The following is a 21,168-nucleotide window of genomic DNA, read 5'->3' on the forward strand; positions in this document are numbered from 1 at the left end:
CCACCACCACGACGACGGCACCCCCGCCGAACTCGACACCATCTTCACCTACGCCACCGACCTGTTCGACGAAACCACCATCCACACCCTCGGCCGCCGACTCGAACGCATCCTCACCACCATCGCCACCAACCCCCACACCCTCATCGGCGACATCGACATCCTCGACGAGGCCGAACGGGAATTGGGCACGGCCGCAACGGCTGCCACTCCGCCGTCGAGCGCATTGGCGACCGCGGGCACCACACTCGCCCAAGCACTCGTCGCCACTGTCGAGGACGACCCCGAGGCCCCCGCGATCCTGTCCGGCGACGACGAGCTGTCCTACCACGATCTGGAGACCCGCTCGTCGCGTTTGGCGCGGGTGCTCATCGCCCGCGGCTGCGGCCCCGGCGCGGGCGTGGCACTGCGCTTGGAGCGCGGCGTCGAAGCCGTCGTCGCGACCTGGGCCGTCCTCAAAACCGGCGCCGCCGTAGTTCCCACCGACACCGAACTACTCGACCACCTCGAGATTATGATCGGCCTCACCCTCGGCGACTTCCACAGCGGCGCCCTCGACTGGGTCGCCCTCGACGACCCCGCCGTCATCGCCGAGATCACCGCCGAGTCACCCCGCCCGGTCACCTACGCAGACCGCACCCGCCCGCTACGCGGCACCGACCCCGCATTCATCGGAGACCAGACCCTCAGCTACGACGATCTCGCCGCCGCTGCAGCGCAATTGCGTGACGAGGATGAACTCACCTATGAATCCGAGATCCCGTACCGCGGCGAGCCGAGTTCCTCTGCCGTTCTGATCGAACTGGTCGCGGCCGGGTCCGTCGGTGCGGTGGTCGTCCTGGACGCCGACGAGGAGGTGTAGATGCTTGAGACGCTGCTGGGTGATCCGGATGTGCTGGTCGGGGACACCGACATCCTGGACGAGGACGAACGGGACGGACTGCTGGTCGAAACCGGTGGCACGGCCGCGGGTCGGTTCCGGCAGGCGGGGGCGATGCCCGCACGGTGGGCAAGGCGCTGGCCGGTGAGGACGAGGTCGCCTTCCATGTGCTGGGTCGGCGTGACTCGCAGCTGGTGCTCATCGATCGCAATGCCGTACCCGGCGACGTGGTCGCCGGTGACGCTGCCGCGTTCGGTAGCTGCGCTGGGTGGTGCAGAAGGCCGATGCCGTATGCCTGCTTGCAATGCGTGCGCGATGAGCACGAGATCGACTATGAGTCGATCCATAAACCAACTTACTGTACGGCGGGCCCCCGGCCTTGTAGTTCCTGACCACTGCCACTGCGGGAACCCTGTCCGTCATCCCGACCGGCAACCTGGGAACCGGCTCCACCGAGATAAAACCACCCGCTGGTTGGCGCTGCGGAGGGGGCGACCGGCGCCGCGAGCGAGCAGAGCACCGTTGTGAACAGAATCACCCCTCACCTGATCAGGAAGGAAACCGAGATGACCAACCCATTCGATGACGACAACGCCCAGTTCTACGTATTGATCAACCAAGAGGGCGAACACTCTCTGTGGCCTGCCTTCGCCGCCATCCCCGGCGGTTGGTCCATCGCCTACGGTACCGCCAACCGCAGTTCTTGCATGGAGTATGTCGCGAGTCACTGGGTGGACATGCGTCCTAAGTCGCTCATCGAGGCCATGTCTACCGAGGCGAACAACTATCTGGGGTGATGTTCCCCGGGTTTTCCGGAGTTGGTTTGCTTGACTCTTGGTCACGAAGTCGTCGAAGGAGACTTGTTCGTGCCAAGGCGTTATCCCGAAGAGTTCCGTCGCAAGGTCCTGGATCTGATCGCCGCTGGGCGTCCGGTCGCGCAGGTGGCTGGGCATCAGCGACCAGACGCTCTGTGTCTGGCGTAAACAGGAACTGATCGACACCGGTCAGATACCAGGCGCAACCAGCGCCGAGCAGTCCGAACTGGCCGCGGCCAAGCGCCGCATCCGAGAACTCGAGCACGAGGTCGCCATCCTGAAACGAGCTCGTGAGCTGCTGAAAGAACAAGCCAGCGGCCCAAAAGGCGTTACGCGGCCACAGCCACCATCGCCAGCGAGGGATTGCCGGTACAGGTCGCGTGCCGGTTGTTGGATGTCTCCGAGTCCGGCTTCTACCATTGGAGATCGCGTCCGCCCTCGCGACGAGCGATCCGCCACGCCTGGCTCACCGACCCGGATCCGGGCCGTGCACGCCGCCGCCCGCGGCACCTACGGCACCCCGCGGATGCACACCGAACTCACCCTCGGTCTCGGCATCAGTGTCGGATACAACCAGGTCGAACTGCTGATGGCGCGTACCGGGATCAAGGGCCTGCCCGGCGTCAAGCGCGCACGCCCACGGCATCAGACCCCGACCGCCGGTGACCCTGACCAATCGCGCGTTCACCCGATCACGACCGAACCAGTCGTGGGGTCACCGACATCACCGAGCACCACACGAGGGAAGGCAAGCTCTACTGCGCGGTCGTGCTCGACACCTATTCCCGGCGGGTGGTCGGCTGGTCGATCGACTCGACCCAAACCGCGGCGCTGGTCACCAACGCGCTCGGGATGGCGATCTCCAACAGATCGCCGGAGCCGGGCACGATCATCCACTCCGACCACGGCGGGCGGATTCAACTGGTCGTCGCAACATGTGACTGTTGCAGCGATCGTAGATGCTCGGCCAATTACTTCGGCCGGTGTTCGCCATCCGAGGACCTTCCGGGGGCGGTTGTTGAGTGCGTGGGTGACTGCGGCGAGGTCGTCTGCACTCCACCGCGAGAGGTCTGTTCCCTTCGGAAAGTATTCTGAGAGGCCCATTCATGTTCTGGTCGGCGCCTCGCTGCCATGGGCTGTGAGGATCGGCGGAGAACACCGGAATTCCTGTCTCGTCGGTGAATACGGCGTGGCCCGACATCTCCTTACCGCGGTCCCAGGTCAGTGATCTCAACAGCTGCGGGGGCATCGGTCCCAACGCCGCGGCCAGGGCTTTGTTCATCGATTCGGCTCCGTATCCGCTCAACGCCGGGCCGTTCTTCACCGGAGCGGCCGCCCTCCATCCCGGCTCGCGTGGCAAGTGGATGAGCAATGCCAACCGCGTCGACCGCTCGACAACAGTGCCGATCGCAGAACGGTCCGTACCGATGGTGAGGTGGCCTTCCCAGTGGCCGGCACCGCTCGGTCCTCGGCCTCGGGCGGTCGTTCACGCAGCAGCGTCCGCGCGGTGACGTGCGCCCAGGCCGCACGCTTCGATCGTGCTCGGGGCATCCGCAGCGACCGCCCGGTGCTCAAGCGGGTCCGCGGAGGTGTTCGCTCGCGACATCGTTCTCGCTGCGGTAGGTTGGTCACTTTCCCTCGGTCCGGGCTGGCTGTAGGTCCGGCTATACGGCAAGTCTGCTGGTTCTAGCGACGGACAGGGTTTTCGTGGGGGTCATGCGCTGAGGCCGTGGGTGAGGATCGAGGCGAGCTCGCGATAGGCGGCGGCGTCGTCCAGTCCGGTGCCGGCTCGGACGCCGCCCTCTTGGATACGGACGATCATAGTGGCGGCCAGGTCAGCGGCGAATGCTGCGTGCACTCTGCGGAATTCGCCGGTCGCAACACCGTCGTCGATAAGTTCCTGCGCCCGGCGGGCTGCGATGCGGGTGTTGCGCTCGTAGATCTCGCGGGCGGGGGCGAAGGCGTTCAGGTCGGCCATGAATGGTTCTGAGGCGGCGGCCAAAGCCGCGCCGACCGCTGTCAGATAGGCGGTGATGCGTTCGCGTGGGCCGGTGATGGCGGCCACTGTCTCCTCGACCGACGCGGTGGCGCGTTTGAAGAAGTGCACCGTCGCGGCGGTGACCAGCTGTTCCTTGCTGCTGGCGAGGGTGTAGAGGGTCGATTTGGAGCAGCGGAGCCGAGCAGCGATGGCGTCTAGGGTCAGGTGCGCGAAGCCCTCGGCGAGCAACAGTGCGACGAGTTCGTCGAATAGTTCGGTGCGACGTGCCGTCGCGAAGGCCGGTCGGTGCTCCATGTCGCGATAGTACTCGGCGACATCTTGCAGTACTGATCAGTGGGGGAGTACTGTGACAGGGAATCTAGTACTGATCAACGTATTACCGCGAGGAGCCCACTGTGGCCGTCGACTGATTCCTGCCCACCGACGAGGTCCGCGATCTGATCCAGCTGATCCGCGCTGTAGTGGACAGGGGGCTGGCCCGGTCATGGACCAACCGGATCCAGCGTCTCGTCATCCCGCCCCATCGCCGGCTGGCCCGCCGCGCTTGAAAGAGAGACTTTCCACTATGCCCACATCCGTGATCGTCGCCGGTGCCCGCACCCCAATCGGCCGCTTGCGAGGCGCCCTAGCCGGATTTACCGCGGCCGATCTCGGCGCCATTGCCATCGGCGGTGCCCTCGACAAGGCCGGGCTCGCACCGGATCGCGTGCAGTACACGATTATGGGGCAGGTGCTCACTGCCGGCGCTGGGCAGATGCCCGCCCGCCAGGCCGCGGCTAAGGCCGGCGTCCCAATGTCGGTGTCGGCGCTGACCATCAACAAGGTGTGCCTGTCCGGGATGGAAGCCATCATCTTGGCCGACCAGTTCATCCGCTCCGGCGCCTTCGAGGTCATCGTGGCCGGTGGTATGGAGTCGATGAGCAGGGCGCCGCATCTGCTGCCCGGCTCGCGTACCGGCTACAAATACGGCGAGGTCACGCTAATCGACCACATGGCCTACGACGGCCTGCATGACGCTTTCACCGATCAGCCCATGGGGCTGCTCACCGAGGCGGGCAACGATCGCGACACCATCGCCCGCGAGGATCAGGATGCCTTCGCCGCACGATCGCATCAGCTGGCCGCGGAGGCCTGGGACAGCGGTGTTTTCAACGACGAAGTGATCCCGGTCCAGGTGCCCGCACTCAAGGGTTCGAGTACTTGGCTCAGGCGCGACGAGGGCGTGCGCCCGGACACCACCGTCGAGACTCTGTCCCGGCTGCGCGGCGCCTTCCGCGACGGGGGCGCCGTCACCGCGGGCAATGCCTCTTCGATCAACGACGGCGCCTGTGCACTGGTGATCACCAGCCGGGACTACGCCCAGAAGCACGGGCTGGCGTGGATCGCGGAAATCGGTGTGCACGGAATGGTGGCTGGGCCGGACTCCAGCCTGCAGCTCCAGCCCTCGAACGCGATCGCGAAAGTTTGTGACACAGCAGGTCTCTCCCCGTCGGAGCTAGATCTAGTGGAGATCAACGAGGCATTCGCCGCAGTCGGGATCGCCTCCACTCGCGCCCTGGGGGTCGACCCTGAGCGTGTCAACGTCAATGGCGGTGCCATCGCACTGGGCCACCCGATCGGCATGTCCGGTGCCCGCATCGCCCTGCACCTCGCTCTGGAACTCCGTCGCCGCGGCGGCGGCGTCGGCGCCGCCGCGCTCTGCGGCGGCGGCGGGCAAGGGAACGCTCTCATCCTAGGTGTTCCGAAATAACCGCGTTCCCTACTGTAAATAGAGGAGATTCATGAAAATCGACGGAACCGTTGCGATCGTCACCGGTGGCGCGTCCGGGCTGGGTAACGCGACCGCACGAGCGCTACGAGCCCGCGGCGCGAAGATCGTGATGATCGACCTGCCCTCGGCTGACCAGGTTGCGGCGACAGCCGGATTCGATGGTGACGATGTGACCTTCTTCTCTGCGGATGTCACATCAGCCGCAGACATCGCGTCCGCGGTCGAGCGCGCCGCCGAACTCGGAGATCTGCGCATCGTGGTGAACTGTGCGGGCATCGCGCCACCGGGCAAGGTGCTCGGGCGTAACGGTCCACTCGAACTCGAGCAATTCGAGCGAGTGGTGCGGACCAACCTCGTCGGTACCTTCAACGTCATTCGGCTGGCCGCGGCGCAGATCGCGGCCACCGCGCCGATCGACGGGGAACGCGGGGTCATCATCGACACGGCCTCGGTCGCGGCATTCGACGGGCAGATCGGCCAGCCCGCCTACGCAGCCTCCAAGGGAGGGGTCGCGGCCATGACGCTGCCGATCGCTCGAGAACTGGCGCAGCACCTCATCCGGGTAGTGACCATCGCGCCCGGCATCTTCGAGACGCCGATGTTGGCAGGGCTGCCCGTCGCCGCGCAGGAGTCGCTCGGCAGGCAGGTACCCCACCCGTCCCGGCTGGGCAAGGCCACCGAATACGCGGCGCTGGTCACGCACATCATCGCAAATCCCATGCTCAACGGCGAGACCATCCGGCTCGACGGGGCAATCCGTATGGCACCGAAGTGAGTGCGTGGACGCTCCACCACTGAACGGGCTGCGAGTCGTCGAACTACCCGGTATCGGCCCCGGAGTGTCCTCAAGCGGCTTACTTTGCGCGGGTTGCCAGTGCCGCAACCGGCTGAGTCGTGTTTCTCATAGTCGACGTGCTCAGTCCTCTCCGCCTCCAAGGCGGTTTCGAGCACCTTCTTGGCCGGCTGGTTCAACAGCCCGCCCGGCCGAGCAGCTCCCGCCCTGCTCTTCTGCCTGGGTCAGCAGCTGCTGGGTCAGCTTCTTTTGATCCACCGCATCCACCACAGAGAGTCTCCGACATCAAAGATCCTTAACGCCGAACCCTCAGGCTCAGCCAGCCAGACCGAGGCCACCAAAGAACAGATACTCCCCGGTATGCCCGATTGGGACCTGATGCCGGTCGGTGTCGGCAAGTTGGGATCGTTTGGGGTCGGCATTAGCTGCGTCAACCCCGATGCCGGTTGTCGGTGTCGAGGGGATGCGAGGGTGTGATCGGCGTGGACGAGTGGCTGACAGGCATTCAGGAGTTCGGTAAGTGCGGAGGGCATCCGGGCGACGCTCTGCAAGTTTAGTACGATGACGGCGATGCCCAATCTCGGTAACCATGCTGGCCTGGTTGACGGAACGACGCGGGTCGGTGGGGCCGTCCTTGCCGGCACGATCGCGAAAACCGGTCTTCCCTTTGAGTTCCCGACCGAGGATAGCACCACCGGTCGCCAGCGCAGCGGTGTCGCCGGTCGCATACAGCTCCCACATCAACGGTGTACATGCTGTGCGGCCTCCGGCCACCTGCGGTCACATCACGCCACGAAACCTCTGCCTTCCCTTTTCATGAGAGCCTGGGAAGCCGCAGAGACCTGGGCGTTGCCGAATGACTCCTACAGACTGTGCATCCAGCAGGCTGCGTCCTTCAAGAGGCCATTGTCCAGTCTGTACGCCGGATTCGACGACATCAATGAGGATGTGCAGCAGTTCGGTCGCGTCCCTGGCCCGGAGAGCATCGAGCAACTGCGTGCTCACTTGGACGAACTGGTCGCTGAACCGCCCCATGGTCCTGGTCGATGATAAGCGTCGCTCCGACCTGATCCTGCGCGGCCGCCCGGCCGACGGCGTGCGCCGCCGAACGTCTTCGGTCACAACCTCGGCATCGCTGAGGCTGCCTGCTGGCATCCACCCACTGAACGCGCTGGTATCGAGCATGTACATGACTCGGCCGATCGCCTCCGGACTGGCGCAGAATCGGGTAGTGGCGGTCACCCGGATGCTCATGTCTAGCACTCTTGACCAGGCGGTCACCCAGATCCACCGGATCCCGCGTTCTCAAATTATGTCTAGGATTTTGTCCTTCGGTCGCGCACCATTTTGCACCGTGCAAACAAAAACTACCCATTCCCGTTTCCGAAGAGTGCTGGCGACTGTTATCATTGGCGCGGCAGTGGTAACAGCCACCGCTCCTGGTGTCTCCGCCTTCCCCGGCCAACTTGATTCCGTCAGTTCCGTGGCGGCACCAATCGATTCAGGATCCTCATCCGGCTCGGGCTATCCCCTCTTGTCAGTAGTAATTGCTGCCCTTTGCCTTGCGACAATCTCGGCAGGGGTGCCCTGCTTCAGCGACGTGCCGCGTCCCTAGCGTCCGCCTGTTAAGTATGTGGTTGGCCGCAACCGGCGGCTGGCCATCAGGATCTCGACCGGCGCTTGCAGCCGTTGGCTCTGGAACCCGCCACGTGGTTCCAGAGCCATTTCTTTGAGCACCCGTCGCGCTAGTAGCAGCTCGCCGTAAAGTCCTCCGCGTCCCGGCGCACCAGGCCATCGCCAGTGTTTCCGGGCTTGGTTGCCGTCGGCGTGGGCGAAGCAGTCCAGGCACGCGGCAGCCGCAGCGGGCCTGGGGGATCGCGACACGCAGCCTCTAGCACTCGATGCCCTGACCTCTGATCAATCCGAAGACGCCGACAGGTCGGCGCGTCGGTGATAATCGTTAGTAGATCATCCAGCGGCCGCCGGTCTCCAGTCCTGCCATGCTCGGCGATTTCGTCTTGCGTCCGGTTTTCTGCGGCACGGGACTTCCTCAACAGCGTGTATGATCGAACCACACCACCTCATCGAGCACATCGACGGTCGACTGCGCCACTACTGTCAGCAGGATCGGATCCTGCTTGAGGCCGTACACGACCCCACGGACAACGGCGCCTGGGCTGGGACGGCATCGTAGAGTATGTCTTACGTGGATATAGTTCGTTGTCCGGCATAATGTGACCGTGGTCGACGGGCTTGCTCGGATACTGGTCCCGAATGCATTGCGGGACATCGCGAAACCGCTTCTACCGAATTCACGCCCAGACCGCAGGGCGGCGGGACCGCGCGGGTGGACGAGTGAGCGGTGTTCACTGCGGTGGTCTTCGTGTTGACCAGTGGGTATGCATGGCGGCGTCTGCCGCCGTCGTTCGGGGTAGCGTGCCGACCGCGGGCCCGAACCGCAGCTTTCGCGGTTGGGAATATAGGTGCGACCCACTGGCCATAGTGTTCGAGCTCGTCGGTGGCCCGAGTGCTGAGATCGTAGAAGAAGCTTTGCATGCAGATCAGGATGGCGTCGACATCGGCTCGGGGCTTGTCGTCAAAGATGCTGGTTACGTCTCACCAGAAACCAGACCGATTAGACATGGAAAGTGATGCGCAGGTCGGCGGGTTGAGCTGCTCGACTTCTCCCAGAAGCGGTGTGTGACCTGCAGGATCAGGTGGAAGATGGAGGCGTTCTCGGTGTAGCGGCGGGTAAAAAATGTCGTATTCCCCTCTCGCAGAGATATTTTCCTTGTAGGGGACACTTCTCAGCGATGGCGAAAGGGTTACTCTTGGGTGGGACACGACGCAGCCAATTACCGGATCCAGGGGGAAGAGGATGCCCAGTTTGGAAGAAAGAATCGCCGGTGTCATCGCAGTGCTGAAGCGCCTCGATCGCACGAGCCCCGTGTTAATCGTCGACGAAATCGGTCGGCGGGTTGACGACCTGAAAAACGAAGTGCTCACCAGTGTCACAGATGACCGGCAGCGCCGCCGCGCATTGCTGAACCAGGCCCGTCAGGCTAGCGGGCTCGTCGCCGAGGCTCGTGAGCGCAGCGAACGAGCTCTCGACGTCGCTGTGGCCAAGCTGCAGCGGGATCTGTACGACGCTGAATACTTGGGGATCCCCAGCCCGCAGCCGCAACAGCGTCCCCGGCCAGGAGTCCAGCGGTAACCCTCGGCGACACAGATTCGCGCGGCGACCGCTGTCGAATCCCGGTGAATCGCAATCTGGATCATTGCCGCCGCCTTTCGCCTAATCCGAGTCATGACAGCCGAGTTCAAAAAGGGGAACCAACCGCTTCAACATTGCCGACGTCGCTCTCGATAGCGAAGCGCTCGGCCGATCCCGAGGACTGAGCATCATGATCCATCTTGCGCAGACGGTCCCGGCCTGCCGATGCGGGTGTTGCGGACCGCCGGAGAAGGCGGTGACAACCCGCAGATACTTCCTCTGCGGGACGGCATCAGCTTGGCCCACATCGGACCCAGCAGACCGCGAGTGCGGCCAGCAGGCGTCGGCGTGGTGCTCTTGTTCCCCGACGTGTTTGACACACATATGCGCGGGCGCGACTTGAAAACGGCCGGGCATCACTGATCTTCTCCGTCACGTGGCCGCCCATGCGCTACGCGTGGCGAGTTAGCTGTCGTGATTCTGGGAGTGCTCGCCCCGAAATAACGCCGTGATGAGCGGTTTGGATTCGGCCCCCGGCTCGGTGGACCACGACCCCGGTGTTCGTGCGGATGTAATCCGATAAGGAGGGGCGGCCTCGAGACCACAAAGATGATCGTCGTGGAGGTTCTGGCGCAAATTTCATGAAGGCGATTCCCTGCTGTTCAGTCGTTCAACAGGATTCGCTTCCTCAGTAGGTCGGGCTTTGCCCGGCCGAACATCTGCCGTTTCAACATCTCGATCCGGTTGACGTGGCCCTCGACCGCGCCGCTGTTCCAGCGCATGCTCAGACCCGCGGTGACCGCGTCCTGATCACGACGCAGGCCACGAACGAACGAGTGCAGCGCAGGCTGGTCGTCGGCATCGACGCAGATCATCCACCATTCGAGCTGCTTGCCTTCCAACTCGGCCATCATGACCGCGAATGCGCGGATATGGCTGATGAGGAACTTAAACTCCGAACTGGCGCCGAGGATCGCGTCGAGGCGCCGCTGGTCGCCGGGATCCATCGTCGCGGGATCGATCATGATCCATGCCGCTACCCGGCGCGCGGACGGTGGCCTCGGTGGCGGCACCGGGACGTGCGTGGTCGACCGGAATTGGTGGAGGGATGCGCGGACCATGCTCGCTCGGCCTCGATAGCCGCGAGTGCGGATTTCCTCGACCAGCCGGGTGGCGTTCGTACAGCCCTCATTCCAGCGTCCGTGCAGGTAAGGCTTGAATTCGTCGAGCAGGTCGGCGCGGTAGCCGGTTCGGTTGTTGACCAACAATTCCTCCGACGACTGAGCGCGCGCGAACCGGCGGGCGGTGATGCGCACCAGGCCCAGTCGGGTACAGATGGCCCGGATGGTTTCGCCTTCGGCCAGCAACGCGTGAACCTGGACGTAGCGTTTCCTGGTGCGTACCGCGACGCGGTCGTGGCGTTGCGCCGGGTCGACCGGCCGGCGCCGCATGGCGGCGGCAACCTCACCGATCTCGGGGAGTTGCTGCTCGTCGCGATGTTCGACCGCTGCGCTGAGATGGGCCCGGTACCGGGCAACGGTGCGCTCGACGGCTTCGCCGAGGTTGTGCCAGAGCTGCCAGCGATCCGCGACCTGGATCGCATCGGGTGCATGCTTCGTCGCGCCGCGTAGGGGCCGGCGCGATCACGGCAGACGATCTCGACGCCTGGATGGGCCAGCAGCCACGCGGTCAACGTGTCAGCGGTGCGGTCGGTCAGGACCTCGACCGGGCGGCCAGTGTCCATGTCGATCAGAATCGTTCCGTAGCGGTGCCCGCGACGCAGCGCGAAGTCATCGACCCCGAGTACACGCGGCATCGTTCGTTTCGGATCCGGCAGTGCGCGGATCCGGCGAAGCAGGGTCATCGGACCTACCTGGGCCGCAAGATGCCCGGTCAACCGGGCGCCGGCCCCAGCCGCCCAACGCCAGCGCGACCGGGCGCAACACCTGGTACAGCAACAGCGTCCGACGTGGTAGCGGGCGGCGAGGTTCGGGACCTGCTCTGCGAAAGTTCCTCTCCCGCAAACCTGGTTGTCGCAGAACAACCGGCGGATCCGCAGAACGATCACGACTTCCCTCCCGGAGCTCGCGGTGTCGGATAACCGGCGCCGGTGCCGGCTGTGGACGCGCCGCGAAACTGCCGTGCAGCAGGTACACTCCACCGGCTTGTCCACGGTGACCGCGTCGATCCGGACCGTCGAACCGACAGCACGGACCGCGCCGATCACCAGACCATCCAGATGCGGAAACAAGATCGTCAACACACCAAGATCAGAACATCAACCTCTTTGCCAATGACAAAGCAGCTCAACTCATCCCCGCGCGGCGCCAGCACTTCTGCACTGCATACCCAGCTCCTGCACTCGAACAGCCGGAGAGTGCGGATGGCGACGACGTTACCCTCGAACACGACAATCACGATCACGCCCGGCGCGGCATGGACATGCCCGAGCTAAACCGTGTTGCGCCCGAAACCCCAACAGGATCAGAGGTCATCTCGACTGCTGACGCCGCGGCACGATGGCAAGTCCTCGATATCGGTGAACTGCGGGTTCGCCATGTCGTTGCGGCTCGCCCCGCACCTTGAGGCCCGGGTCTAGTTGGCGAGTGGCCGGTGCATCGCTAACTCGGATGGAAAGGTGATGCGTGCCGGAGCCGGAGTTGGCAGCCGATCACCGAGGTCGGGACTGTGGTGCGTATGTCGTGTTTTATCCACTTCAGAGGACCCACGGCGGTGGCGTAGATGCTCGATGCTCGCGCCGTTTCCCCGCGTTCTTGATGCGCCTTGATTATCGCGGCGATACTGGTGATCAGCGCGCCGACCAGGTCGGACTCGGTGGATGGATCGTGAACCTCCCTGCACAGCTGCGCCAGAGCGAACGCTGCCTTGTCCAGATCCGGTGCAGGCGGTCGGAAGATGTGCGGGCGCGTGCGGCTTCCGACCGCGAGTGCGGACCTTCCGACTTCGTGCGCGGCGACGGCGAACGGTCCTCTCGCGTCCGGTTCGATCCGCCATGACCACAGCGCCAGCACTCCGGCGACACGGTTTGCCGCCCACCGCCAGACAGCGCGCTCGCTGCTGGGAACGCGTGCCAATGTTTTGTTGAAACCCCGAACATCAGCCAGGGCGTATGCCCACAACTCGGTGTCGGCCCACAGCACCTTTTCTCTGGGCGACGGCGTCACCGAATGCGGAAGTTTCCACTCGGTCTGCGCGTCGGCCTCCGCGTGAGCGTCCGAGGCCCATCCTTCCCGAAGGTCGGGCAAGCTCAGACCTGCACCGATCTCGAGGTCGGTGATCGCAGGACCGAGCCGGGCGCTGTGGGCGTCGCGCCACTGGGCGAGGTATCCTGCGACATAGCCGTCGACGATGCTGACTCGCGGCTGCAGGACAGTCCCCGTCGTCCGCGTCCGGCGTATCCATTCAACCTCCGACAGGCTGACCGCAGCCGTCGCGCGGAGCATGCGCCGCAGCATCAGACGGTCCGAGTCGTCGCTGTCCTCCAGACGCTCTAATCCCGCCAGCATCTGCTGCTCGAAACTCACGCCAGGCCCAGGTAGCCCCGGCGTCACCGACCGGTACAAACAAATATTACAACTGGTCAACGCGATGTGATCCGATCAGTCGACGAACCGACTATTACCATCGGTCGATGGAAGTAGATCCTTGCCGAAGAGCGTCTACTGAGCCTGCCCGGTCGCAAATATCCGGTTAAGGAAAGCTTCAACGATCGCGACTGCGCTGGCGAGACTGGCTCTCATGAAGGCGATTGCTGCGGGGAAAGGTCATATCTAGGACCGGAATGCCGGTACTGAATCGACACGGCCTCCCGGTCTCGCCAATCGCCGCGCCAGTTGGCGATGCGCTCGCCGATCTTGAATGGCCGCGCCGGAGCGCACCAAGTCCTTGCGATACCACCGCCCCTTCGGCATCTATGGTATTTGTCTCAGTAAGAGATCGCCGAAATTCATATCAGATATTAGACAGATGAAGCATGAATAGCTTGAATGAAATTCACTCGACCACGCGAGCCGGGGGCGATGCTGTGATCCCAATCTCGGACCTGATCACTGCGTTCGCGATCTTCGCCCAGGGCGCCAGTGGCTGATGCTCGCGGGACTGCTGCCGGAGTCGACGACCTATCTCGATGTCGAGTTCGTATTCGCCTCTTCTGCTTCGCGCGCTGAACTCTGCATCGCGGTTCGGACTCGCGGAATCAGGAGATCGTGGCCCTGCCGACCTAGCAGGGCCGCAACGACTGCTGCGGGCAAAGAGGCGCGAGAAACTGGATCCGCCTACGCCGAGCTGTCGCGCGGCGCGTTCGGGTTAGGTTGGATGGGCGGCCCAGATCGCGTCGCCGTTATGTTCGGCCCACTGGGTGAGCATGGCAATCGGGTCGATCAGGGTGGCCGAGTGCAGTTAGTTCTTACGCGACCCGCGGGGGGCACCTCGGCGTAGGCCTGGCGGTCGACCAACCCGTACAGCTGTAGGCGCCGCAACGTCTAGGTCAGCATTTTGTTGGTAATGCTCGATCAGCTCAACTAGCTCGCCGTGGCGACGTAGTCCGCGGCTGAGCGCATACAGCACAATAACCGACCACTTGTCGGCGATCACCTGGTGGTACCGGCGGCCTCTTCATCAGCCGAGACAGAGGAAGCCGACGGCGTCTCGCGGGCCGGCGGCCTCGGCCTCGATGGTTGCGACAGTCCCGGCTCCACTGGTACCTCGCGACGCAGGCGCAAGGACCGACTGGAATTCGATCGGTTCCCTGCCACCGCCAAGCGAAGGCCCGCCCCTAGTTCGGAGTGGCTGTGAAATGGTGAGCGGGCATTGCTATATCCGTGTGCGCGTATGGATCACAGGGCGACGCGATCAGCGGATACACCCGCAAACCCCGGCCGAGCGAGGGAGATGCTGAGACTGGAACCCGAGCCAGCTAGCATCTTCCTGCGCTGCCACAAGCTCTTGTTGATTTCGTACGATTACTATCGCAACCCTAAACGCCGAGGGTATGAGCCGCGCCGGCGAGTCGAGGTCAACCGTTCCAGGGGCCAACACCGCCTATCCGGTCGATCTCTATGCGTAGCACGTACCCGTAGTCAGGGGTGGGATCGCCTGCGAAGGAGAACTCGAAGTCCGGCGCCACGTAGCGCTTGCCCAGCTTTCGCAGTAGGGCGACGGCCCCGCCCCTGACGACTCGTGCCCTGCCGTGCACGATGATGTGCTCGGCCAGCAGCGTTCCCGGCTTGCTGTCGCTCTCCACGGACAGTGTCACTCGCGGATCCCGTCGGACGTTGCGCAGCTTGAGATAATCCTTTTCATGTGCGGTGACGATCTCGTCTCCGTCGAGGTCGATCCAGACGACCGACACCTGGGGACTGCCGTCCCTATTGAGCGTTACCAGATGGGCGAGCTTGCCGGCCGTGAGTGCCGCACGAGCTTCGTTGGTGAGTTCAACCATTCACCTAACCTAATCCATGTCCGGGCGGGTCGATTCTCGCCACGACAGTCGGTGTTCGGGTAGCGGGGTGCCCCTATGGTTCTGGTCAACCGGGTCAGGTGGCTGCCCTCCCCGGATCGATGGACTGATGTCGTGTGGCGAGCGCGTGTCGATCTGACTCCACTGGATGTGAACAATGCCAGGGAGATGCGGTGGCTCGACTGCTCTGGTATTGCCTGAATAGCTCGAGCGGTGGGACGGTTGCAGGACGCTGTGGCGATTGCCCGGTCCAGACCGGTGTATGTGTTCCCGGCGATCCGAACGAGATGAAGACGACGCCACTTATGACCGGCTGATTCGTGTCAGTCCGCTGCTGATCCGTATTTTTCATGCATGGCTTCGCCGTGTTGTTTCACCATGTGGTGGGCCTGGGTGGCGGTGATTTCGCGGTCGGCGAGCTTTTGGGCTATTTGGCGGGTTGTGTCGGTGTGTTCGGCGCGCATCTGTGGATTGTCGAGGGTCCAGGTGGGCGGGTATTGGTGGCCTTTGGCGGGGTCGCGGAAGTTTGCGTCGCCGGCGATGCGGTTGGCGAATACGTCCATGACGGTGCGGTCGGCGGGCTCGCCGTCGATCATCGGCCGGTGGTTGGCGTATTCGTCGATGGCGGCCATCGCTTCCTCGGTGGATCGAATCGGGGGCGCATCGTGTTCGATCATGGTGCGGCCGAGGATGCGGTCGGGGGAGTGGCGTACTGAAGACAGGTCTTCGGGGGCCAGGTCGAACCCGCCTTCTAGTGAGTGTGGTTCGGCCAGGGTTTGCAGGTCGACGCCGGCGACGGCCTGGACGAGAGGATCGGGGTGGTTTTTGCCTGCCTGGGCGTGGGTTGTCTCGTCGAAGGTGGTCCCGTGGATCATGTCGCTGATGCGGTTGGCGCGCTGAGAGTCGTATCCGAGGGACAGCGCGTGGGCGTGGGCCAGCTCCTTCGAGCGTAGTTCGTCGTATCCGTCCGGATTGTTGCGGCGGCGGCCGTCGCCGTAGTTGGCGTCGCTATAGGTGTCGGCTGCGGCGGCGTCGAGTCTTTCGTGGGGTTGGGCGCCGATGTTGTCCAAATGCTTTTGCAACAGGCGTCCGTCGTGATCGAGGCCGAACCCATTTTGATAGGTGGCTGGGACTCGGTACTCCAAACGCTCGAGGTCACCGAAAATCGTGTTGACTCGTCCGATATCGGGGTCGCCGTAGAGGGTGGAGGTGATGTGTTTGCCGTTGGCCGCGAGCCGGAGCGCGGTACCGGCATCGGGGTGATTGAGGGCTTGCTCCGGTAGGAAAGAGTGCACGGCGTCGATTTGGCGTTGGATCACATGTACGGGTAGTGGTGGCTGGGCCGGGTCGAGCAGCCGGGCTCGGATCAGCTTCATGTCCTCGATATCTTTGGAGAGCCCGCGTCCGTACTTGTAGGCATAGACGTCGGGAAGGCTGGCGACCCGGACTCCTTCTGGTGTCCGCCATGTGCGGGTGGCCAGTTCGGCATGCGACGGCGCGTAGTTCGATCGGAATGAGACCTCGAGATCGCCGTTTCTCAACACCGCGAACCCGTCGGAGAATCGGTGTTCGGACCAGCCAGGTTGCTGCCGCAGGTACCGGTAGGCGGCTTCGGGTACGATCACATCTAGGTCATGTGAGGCGCGAAGGGGAGTCCACAGGGCGGCGTTGACCGCGCTGCTTCCCCAGACAACGGACTCTTGTGACACTCTCTCACCGAGAGGGGCGAGCCGGGCCGCTATCGAGGGCTGCGGCGACATCGATCCCGGCGCACGGTCTCCCACCTCGTGAGTCGGCCGGTGCTCGACCACCGCACGCTCGAACCTGGACGCGGCTCGCTCGAACGATTTTCCTCCCTCGGAGTCCACGCCGACCGCTGTCTTGACGAAATTCTGTAGGCCCTTCTCGACCCCCGGATCGGCATCGCAGCTGCCGAACCCATATGCGGCGCAGCGTCCCAGAGCATCTCACTCATTTTGGTTAGCAAAGCTGCCGACCCCCGGATCACCGGGTTACCATACACCAGCCGCAGTAAGGCGCCGTCGTGAATATAGTTGTGCTGCAACATGTTCATCTGCACAGATGGCTGGCGAAAGTGGTGAACGAGCTCGGGTGATGGAGGCGGTGATGGCCTGGCACGGCCAGCCACCCACCCCGGTCGGCGCCGAGATGTATTTGGCCACAGAGAAGTCCCGCCGCGCGCAGCTTTCGACCGCTCTCGCCGACGCCGGAGCCTCGAACACGGTGCGGTCCGGGGTGGAATTCGTCGTCGACTACCTGCGCGGTGATGTCAGCGGCACCGATCTGACGGACACACCAGTCCTGGTCAACCCCGCGCATGAGGTTCGTGGCCGGGTCGGTGAGCTGCTGAAGCGGTTCGCCGAGCGCGGCGACAGCTTCGCCACGGCCATGGCCCAGGAGGTCGACGTGATGACCATCGACGACCAGCTGTGGTTGCGGGAAATCGGCATCGCGATCCGCGACGGCCGCGACGACGCGGAGATGGAGCCGTGGCCGGACTGGATTGACCGCGACGATTTGGCCGACCGCATCCGACGCCACCGACGGCGGCCTGCGGCTGGATGACGACGTTGCGGAGATGATCGCCGGCATGGGCCGCGACCGCGCCGTCATCGGCGCGATGCTCACCAAGGCGGGATTGCACCCGGCGGAGAAGTCCGCGCTCACCGCGCTGGTCGCCGACATCGACCTCGGCCGCGTCGACGACCGCAACCTGCCGGAACTGCTGCTGGTCGACGAACGCACCAAACGTCGCGTCGACCTGCGCCGTCACGGCCACGCCGCCCACCAGATCGTTGCCCGCACCGGCGATACGGTCAAGCAGCTCGTCGGCGCGGGCGTGGACATGTCCCCCCGCACCGAACCTGGGTGGGCGCTGGAGACGGTGCGCAACGACATCGACGCGCTGGCCTGCGGCGGGCGCACCCGGCCCAGCTCACCGAAGCACGTCAGAGCTTCGACACGAACATGGACGGCTCGACGTCGCGTTCATGCGGCAATGGCTCGACATCGACGCCCGCGCCGCCTGCACCACGCTGCGGATCGGGCTGCGGTTCGCCCGAATCCCGGACACCCGGGACGAGGCCCTGCGGCTACTCGGGCCGGGCTGCCGTGACCGCGGCGAGGACCATTTCGTGAAGATCGCCAACGCCAGCCGCGAGATCGGCCGCACCGCGCTGTGGGAGGCCGCGACCTGCTGCGACTGCGGGCACCCGCTGCTGCGCTACGTCAGCCTGCCCTCGGGTGAGGACATGCGCTGTCGCCCCGAGTACGCCAAGAGGCCCCGCCGCGGCGGGGCCTCTTCTTTTGGTCAACGGCGGCTCAGACCAGATGAGAGCCGTGGATCTACTTTCGTCCAGCCGCCACCGCGTCATCGACACCCACGGCGCGGTGCGTCGGGTCCTGGTGGGCGGTGACCGGATGTTCGACGGCACCGGCGCCGCGATCTGCACGGTCGGCTACGTCATCGATCGGACCGCCCAGCTGGATGAGAACCGCAACGAAACCATCCATGGCGCATTGTCGGAAATTGCCGAAGCCCGCGCGGCGATCGAGCAAGCCAGGGGCGTGCTGATGTTCGTCTACGGCATCACCGCCGAACAAGCGTTCGGCGTGTTGCGCTGGTGCTCGATGGAAACCAACACCAAAATCCACACTCTGGCCCACGAAATAGTCACCGCGGTCACCGCCGGGCAGGGGGCACCGGTCGTCGTGCGTACCCGCGTCGACCACGCACTGCTCACCGCCCACGAGCTCCCCGATCCGCCAGCGGGCAGCTGACCGCCGACTGCGGGCACCCGGATGAACATGCATCAAGGTCGCCGACCAGGACCACGGCGAGTCTCGACCTCGATGAGGGCGTCGTCGGCGAACAGGGTGGTGAGTCTCCCTTCTGCTTGTCGGTCAGCAATCCTGCGCCGGTGTGCTGCGTACTGCGAGCCGAGTTGAGCGGGTCGTTCTTCATTCCGCGGTGACCGTGGATGACGAGTTGGACCCGCCGTCGGCAGTGGTCGAGTGCGTCGCCGACCAGGCGGACGACGTGGTAGAGGTCCACAACCGCGACTGCGTCGGGGAGCTCCTCGGTGGTGGCGGTCTTAAAGCCGGTGAAGCCGTCCATCGCGACGACTTCGACGGTGTCGTGCCACGCGGTGGGAGCCCGCGGCGCGGCACCTTGGCCTGCGGTTCGGCCGCTAGGGCCGTGTCCTGCCGCCACACATGCCCGCAGCCGGTGCGCCGGTAGCGGCGCACAAGCGCCTCCAGCATCGTCAGACGCCAGCCCGGCGGCTCGTGTGCCGACTGGCGGCTCACTGTGTCGCTTGGGCTGCCCTCGCAGCCGCGGCGGCGGCACTACTGATCGGGCTCGACGACCCTGCACGTGAGGACGGCTCGGTCGGGTTCGAGGCGCTGGCCCGTGACTACGAGGCCGAGTTCGTCCAGTCGGCAGAACTTGGTCAGGTCAGTGCGTGCAAAGGTAGCGTCAGGCACAGGCAAGTCGAGGTTTTTTTGGATGGGCAGTTCGAGATCCTCAGGAATCTGGACTTCTACTCGGGACTGGTGTGGTCCCCACCGACCGTGGCGATCACGAGGTCTTCTCCTCCGACAGGACTGAGGCCATCGTGGCGGTGGGCGAAGTAGCGTTCGTGCAGCTCGGTCGAGGTGACGACTTCGACGTCGGCGAACCCCTCATGGCGGGCAAGACCGGCGGCCTGGTCAGGTGTCAACAGGCTCAGCCAGGGATGCCCGGAGGCGGCGGCGCCCTTCGCAGCGCCTTCGAGGATGGAGCGGACCTCGGGCGGTGCCATCTCGATCGGTCGTGAGTAGCTGAACACCATGATCGAACCCGCTGCCAGCGAAACAGCCTGGCGGAGCGTCGTCGAGATCGCCTCCAGTGTGAGGTACATGGTTACACCGAGCATCGAGACAACGGTTGGCACTGCGGGATCCAGCCCGGTCTCGACCGCCTTGTCGAGCCACGACTCACCGGCTTCAAAATCGACAGGCACTAGGTGCAGCCGCGTCGAGTCGAGAAGCCCGAGCTGCACGAGTCGCGCCCTCTTCCATGCCTGGGTCGCGGGCGCGTCGATCTCGAAGACACGCACGAGGCCTTTGTGTCGCTGAGCGAAGGTGTCGAGGCCGGCGCCGAGGACGACGTACTGGCCCGCGCCAGAGGCGATGACGGTGTCCTCGGCAGCCCTGGCTCGGGCGACGATCGAAGCGCGGTTGGCGCGCGTCCGTGCAGGGTCCATGTCGGGACGTGTACGCCACGTTTCATCCACTCCGGCGATCTCCACCCCGATCGAATCATCAAGAACGTGCGGTGGATCGTCCACCAACGTGTGCAGTCCTCGCCACAACGCTGTACGAACGGCGGTGGAGTCGGGTTCCTCGGACACGCCCTCATGCCCCTTCACGTGTGCTGCGTAGCGGCGCCTGGAGGCCCCACACACGTCCGTCGGGATCGCGCAGGGTGGTCATCGTGGTTCCGAAGTGCGTCGGCTCGAACGGGCCGTCAACGCCGAGGTCCTTCAGCTGCTGCTCAGCGGCTTCGGGGTCGGCGATCTTCAACACCAGTTGCATACCCGGAGTACGGTCCTCGGGAATCTCGGCGATGAACACCGGCGGGCCGATCTTGCTGCGCAGTTGGCCGGACTGATGGTCGGTCTCGAATTCGATCTCGTACCCCAGCGCCTGGAAGAACCGGGCCGCCTTGCCCCAGTTGTGCGTCTCCAGGAACAGGGCTTCAATGCCCTCGCTCACCATGTCAGTTCATCTTCCTCTCGCTAGATCCGGGTTGTGAGCCGTCAACTTGGTCCAGATAGGTCGCCAGTGCCTCAGCCATGATCGAGCTCAGTGACCGCTCCGATTCGACTGCGTGGTGCTTGAGGCGCTTGATGAGCTCCACCGGCAGGCACACGTTGAACTGCTTGACCTCATCGGTGCTCACGTCGAAATGCTAGCATGCTAGGGATCTAGATGGGGGAGACGGCCAGCGCCGATCCGCGGGCGCCGCGACCGGGAACTCGCGGCAGTCCAAGCTCTGCGGCACCTGATGCTGGCGTTGGAAGCTGGCGTCGACAGGCGGCCAAGCGGAGCGATCGAGCTGCCGCTTCCCGAGAGACTGGCGATCCGGGCCAATTCATACGAGTTATTCGTCTGGAAGGGGGTCGCCGCAGTTCCGTCAGCCGAAAGGAGGGTG

The 21,168-nt window shown here is 64.4% G+C and carries 18 protein-coding genes and 6 pseudogenes; 12 read left to right on the top strand and 12 right to left on the bottom strand.

What is annotated here, in order from left to right; all coding sequences use genetic code 11:
• The 4 genes and pseudogenes from ACWEH3_RS32330 to ACWEH3_RS32345 form a co-directional block, all read left to right on the top strand.
• The coding region (locus tag ACWEH3_RS32330) for an AMP-binding protein (protein ID WP_452358462.1) at positions 1-862 on the top strand (862 nt) is incomplete at its 5' end.
• 584 nt (positions 863-1,446) lie between these two features.
• Positions 1,447-1,677 (top strand): MbtH family protein, encoded by a 231-nt coding sequence (locus ACWEH3_RS32335; RefSeq protein WP_450024097.1) that lies wholly within the window; start codon positions 1,447-1,449, stop codon positions 1,675-1,677.
• 412 nt (positions 1,678-2,089) lie between these two features.
• A pseudogene (locus ACWEH3_RS32340) lies at positions 2,090-2,302 on the top strand (transposase); the annotation flags it as partial.
• Between the two features lie 161 nt (positions 2,303-2,463).
• Positions 2,464-2,550 (top strand): annotated as a pseudogene (locus ACWEH3_RS32345) (hypothetical protein); the annotation flags it as partial.
• Positions 2,551-2,612: 62 nt separating this feature from the next.
• Here ACWEH3_RS32345 and ACWEH3_RS32350 read toward each other — a convergent pair.
• Both ACWEH3_RS32350 and ACWEH3_RS32355 read right to left on the bottom strand, forming a co-directional pair.
• Positions 2,613-3,270 (bottom strand): annotated as a pseudogene (locus tag ACWEH3_RS32350) (IS30 family transposase); the annotation flags it as partial.
• 139 nt (positions 3,271-3,409) lie between these two features.
• Positions 3,410-3,988 (bottom strand): TetR/AcrR family transcriptional regulator, encoded by a 579-nt coding sequence (locus ACWEH3_RS32355; protein ID WP_450024099.1) that lies wholly within the window; start codon positions 3,986-3,988, stop codon positions 3,410-3,412.
• 271 nt (positions 3,989-4,259) lie between these two features.
• On the opposite strand from ACWEH3_RS32355, the gene ACWEH3_RS32360 reads away from it, so the two are divergent.
• On the top strand, positions 4,260-5,444 hold the full coding sequence (locus ACWEH3_RS32360; RefSeq protein ID WP_450024101.1) for an acetyl-CoA C-acetyltransferase: 1,185 nt from the start codon (positions 4,260-4,262) through the stop codon (positions 5,442-5,444).
• A gap of 31 nt (positions 5,445-5,475) precedes the next feature.
• Positions 5,476-6,240: an SDR family NAD(P)-dependent oxidoreductase gene (locus tag ACWEH3_RS32365; RefSeq protein WP_450024103.1), complete on the top strand. Its 765-nt coding sequence runs from the start codon at positions 5,476-5,478 to the stop codon at positions 6,238-6,240.
• Positions 6,241-7,038: 798 nt separating this feature from the next.
• On the opposite strand, the gene ACWEH3_RS32370 is transcribed toward ACWEH3_RS32365, so the two are convergent.
• Positions 7,039-7,512, bottom strand: coding sequence for a hypothetical protein (locus ACWEH3_RS32370; RefSeq protein ID WP_450024105.1), 474 nt, complete (start codon positions 7,510-7,512; stop codon positions 7,039-7,041).
• 986 nt (positions 7,513-8,498) lie between these two features.
• On the opposite strand from ACWEH3_RS32370, the pseudogene ACWEH3_RS32375 reads away from it, so the two are divergent.
• Both ACWEH3_RS32375 and ACWEH3_RS32380 read left to right on the top strand, forming a co-directional pair.
• Positions 8,499-8,733, top strand: a pseudogene (locus ACWEH3_RS32375) (transposase); the annotation flags it as partial.
• Positions 8,734-9,145: 412 nt separating this feature from the next.
• On the top strand, positions 9,146-9,472 hold the full coding sequence (locus ACWEH3_RS32380) for a hypothetical protein (RefSeq protein WP_452358463.1): 327 nt from the start codon (positions 9,146-9,148) through the stop codon (positions 9,470-9,472).
• A 662-nt stretch (positions 9,473-10,134) separates the two neighbouring features.
• Here ACWEH3_RS32380 and ACWEH3_RS32385 read toward each other — a convergent pair.
• Entirely contained in the window at positions 10,135-10,497 is a 363-nt protein-coding gene (locus ACWEH3_RS32385) for a transposase (protein WP_450024139.1), read from the bottom strand.
• Between the two features lie 54 nt (positions 10,498-10,551).
• On the opposite strand from ACWEH3_RS32385, the gene ACWEH3_RS32390 reads away from it, so the two are divergent.
• The gene (locus ACWEH3_RS32390) at positions 10,552-11,103 is read left to right on the top strand and encodes a hypothetical protein (RefSeq protein WP_450024141.1); all 552 of its coding nucleotides are present in this window, start codon (positions 10,552-10,554) and stop codon (positions 11,101-11,103) included.
• Between the two features lie 50 nt (positions 11,104-11,153).
• Here ACWEH3_RS32390 and ACWEH3_RS32395 read toward each other — a convergent pair.
• From ACWEH3_RS32395 to ACWEH3_RS32410, 4 genes and pseudogenes are all read right to left on the bottom strand, one after another.
• Positions 11,154-11,336, bottom strand: a pseudogene (locus ACWEH3_RS32395) (transposase); the annotation flags it as partial.
• A gap of 757 nt (positions 11,337-12,093) precedes the next feature.
• A complete protein-coding gene (locus tag ACWEH3_RS32400; RefSeq protein ID WP_450024109.1) occupies positions 12,094-13,017 on the bottom strand; it encodes a hypothetical protein in 924 nt (307 codons plus the stop codon).
• Positions 13,018-14,507: 1,490 nt separating this feature from the next.
• Entirely contained in the window at positions 14,508-14,933 is a 426-nt protein-coding gene (locus ACWEH3_RS32405; protein ID WP_450024111.1) for a PPOX class F420-dependent oxidoreductase, read from the bottom strand.
• Between the two features lie 341 nt (positions 14,934-15,274).
• Entirely contained in the window at positions 15,275-16,576 is a 1,302-nt protein-coding gene (locus ACWEH3_RS32410; protein ID WP_450024113.1) for a hypothetical protein, read from the bottom strand.
• A gap of 457 nt (positions 16,577-17,033) precedes the next feature.
• Between ACWEH3_RS32410 and ACWEH3_RS32415 the strand changes: the two genes are divergently transcribed.
• The 3 genes from ACWEH3_RS32415 (at position 17,034) to ACWEH3_RS32425 (ending at position 18,752) form a co-directional block, all read left to right on the top strand.
• Positions 17,034-17,537, top strand: coding sequence for a hypothetical protein (locus ACWEH3_RS32415; RefSeq protein WP_450024115.1), 504 nt, complete (start codon positions 17,034-17,036; stop codon positions 17,535-17,537).
• Complete coding sequence (locus ACWEH3_RS32420) at positions 17,476-18,087, top strand: hypothetical protein (RefSeq protein ID WP_450024117.1); 612 nt, start codon at positions 17,476-17,478, stop codon at positions 18,085-18,087. The genes ACWEH3_RS32415 and ACWEH3_RS32420 overlap by 62 nt, the downstream gene beginning before the upstream one ends.
• A gap of 224 nt (positions 18,088-18,311) precedes the next feature.
• The gene (locus ACWEH3_RS32425; protein WP_450024119.1) at positions 18,312-18,752 is read left to right on the top strand and encodes an ANTAR domain-containing protein; all 441 of its coding nucleotides are present in this window, start codon (positions 18,312-18,314) and stop codon (positions 18,750-18,752) included.
• Positions 18,753-18,802: 50 nt separating this feature from the next.
• On the opposite strand, the pseudogene ACWEH3_RS32430 reads toward ACWEH3_RS32425, so the two are convergent.
• The 4 genes and pseudogenes from ACWEH3_RS32430 to ACWEH3_RS32445 form a co-directional block, all read right to left on the bottom strand.
• Positions 18,803-19,457 (bottom strand): annotated as a pseudogene (locus ACWEH3_RS32430) (ISL3 family transposase); the annotation flags it as partial.
• 56 nt (positions 19,458-19,513) lie between these two features.
• Entirely contained in the window at positions 19,514-20,365 is an 852-nt protein-coding gene (locus tag ACWEH3_RS32435; RefSeq protein ID WP_450024121.1) for a class I SAM-dependent methyltransferase, read from the bottom strand.
• 4 nt (positions 20,366-20,369) lie between these two features.
• Positions 20,370-20,732, bottom strand: a complete 363-nt coding sequence (locus tag ACWEH3_RS32440; RefSeq protein WP_450024123.1) for a VOC family protein — start codon at positions 20,730-20,732, stop codon at positions 20,370-20,372.
• Between the two features lies 1 nt (position 20,733).
• Positions 20,734-20,916: a ribbon-helix-helix protein, CopG family gene (locus tag ACWEH3_RS32445; RefSeq protein WP_450024125.1), complete on the bottom strand. Its 183-nt coding sequence runs from the start codon at positions 20,914-20,916 to the stop codon at positions 20,734-20,736.
• Positions 20,917-21,168: the final 252 nt, after the last annotated feature.

This window comes from Nocardia sp. NPDC004718 (genome assembly GCF_053601535.1).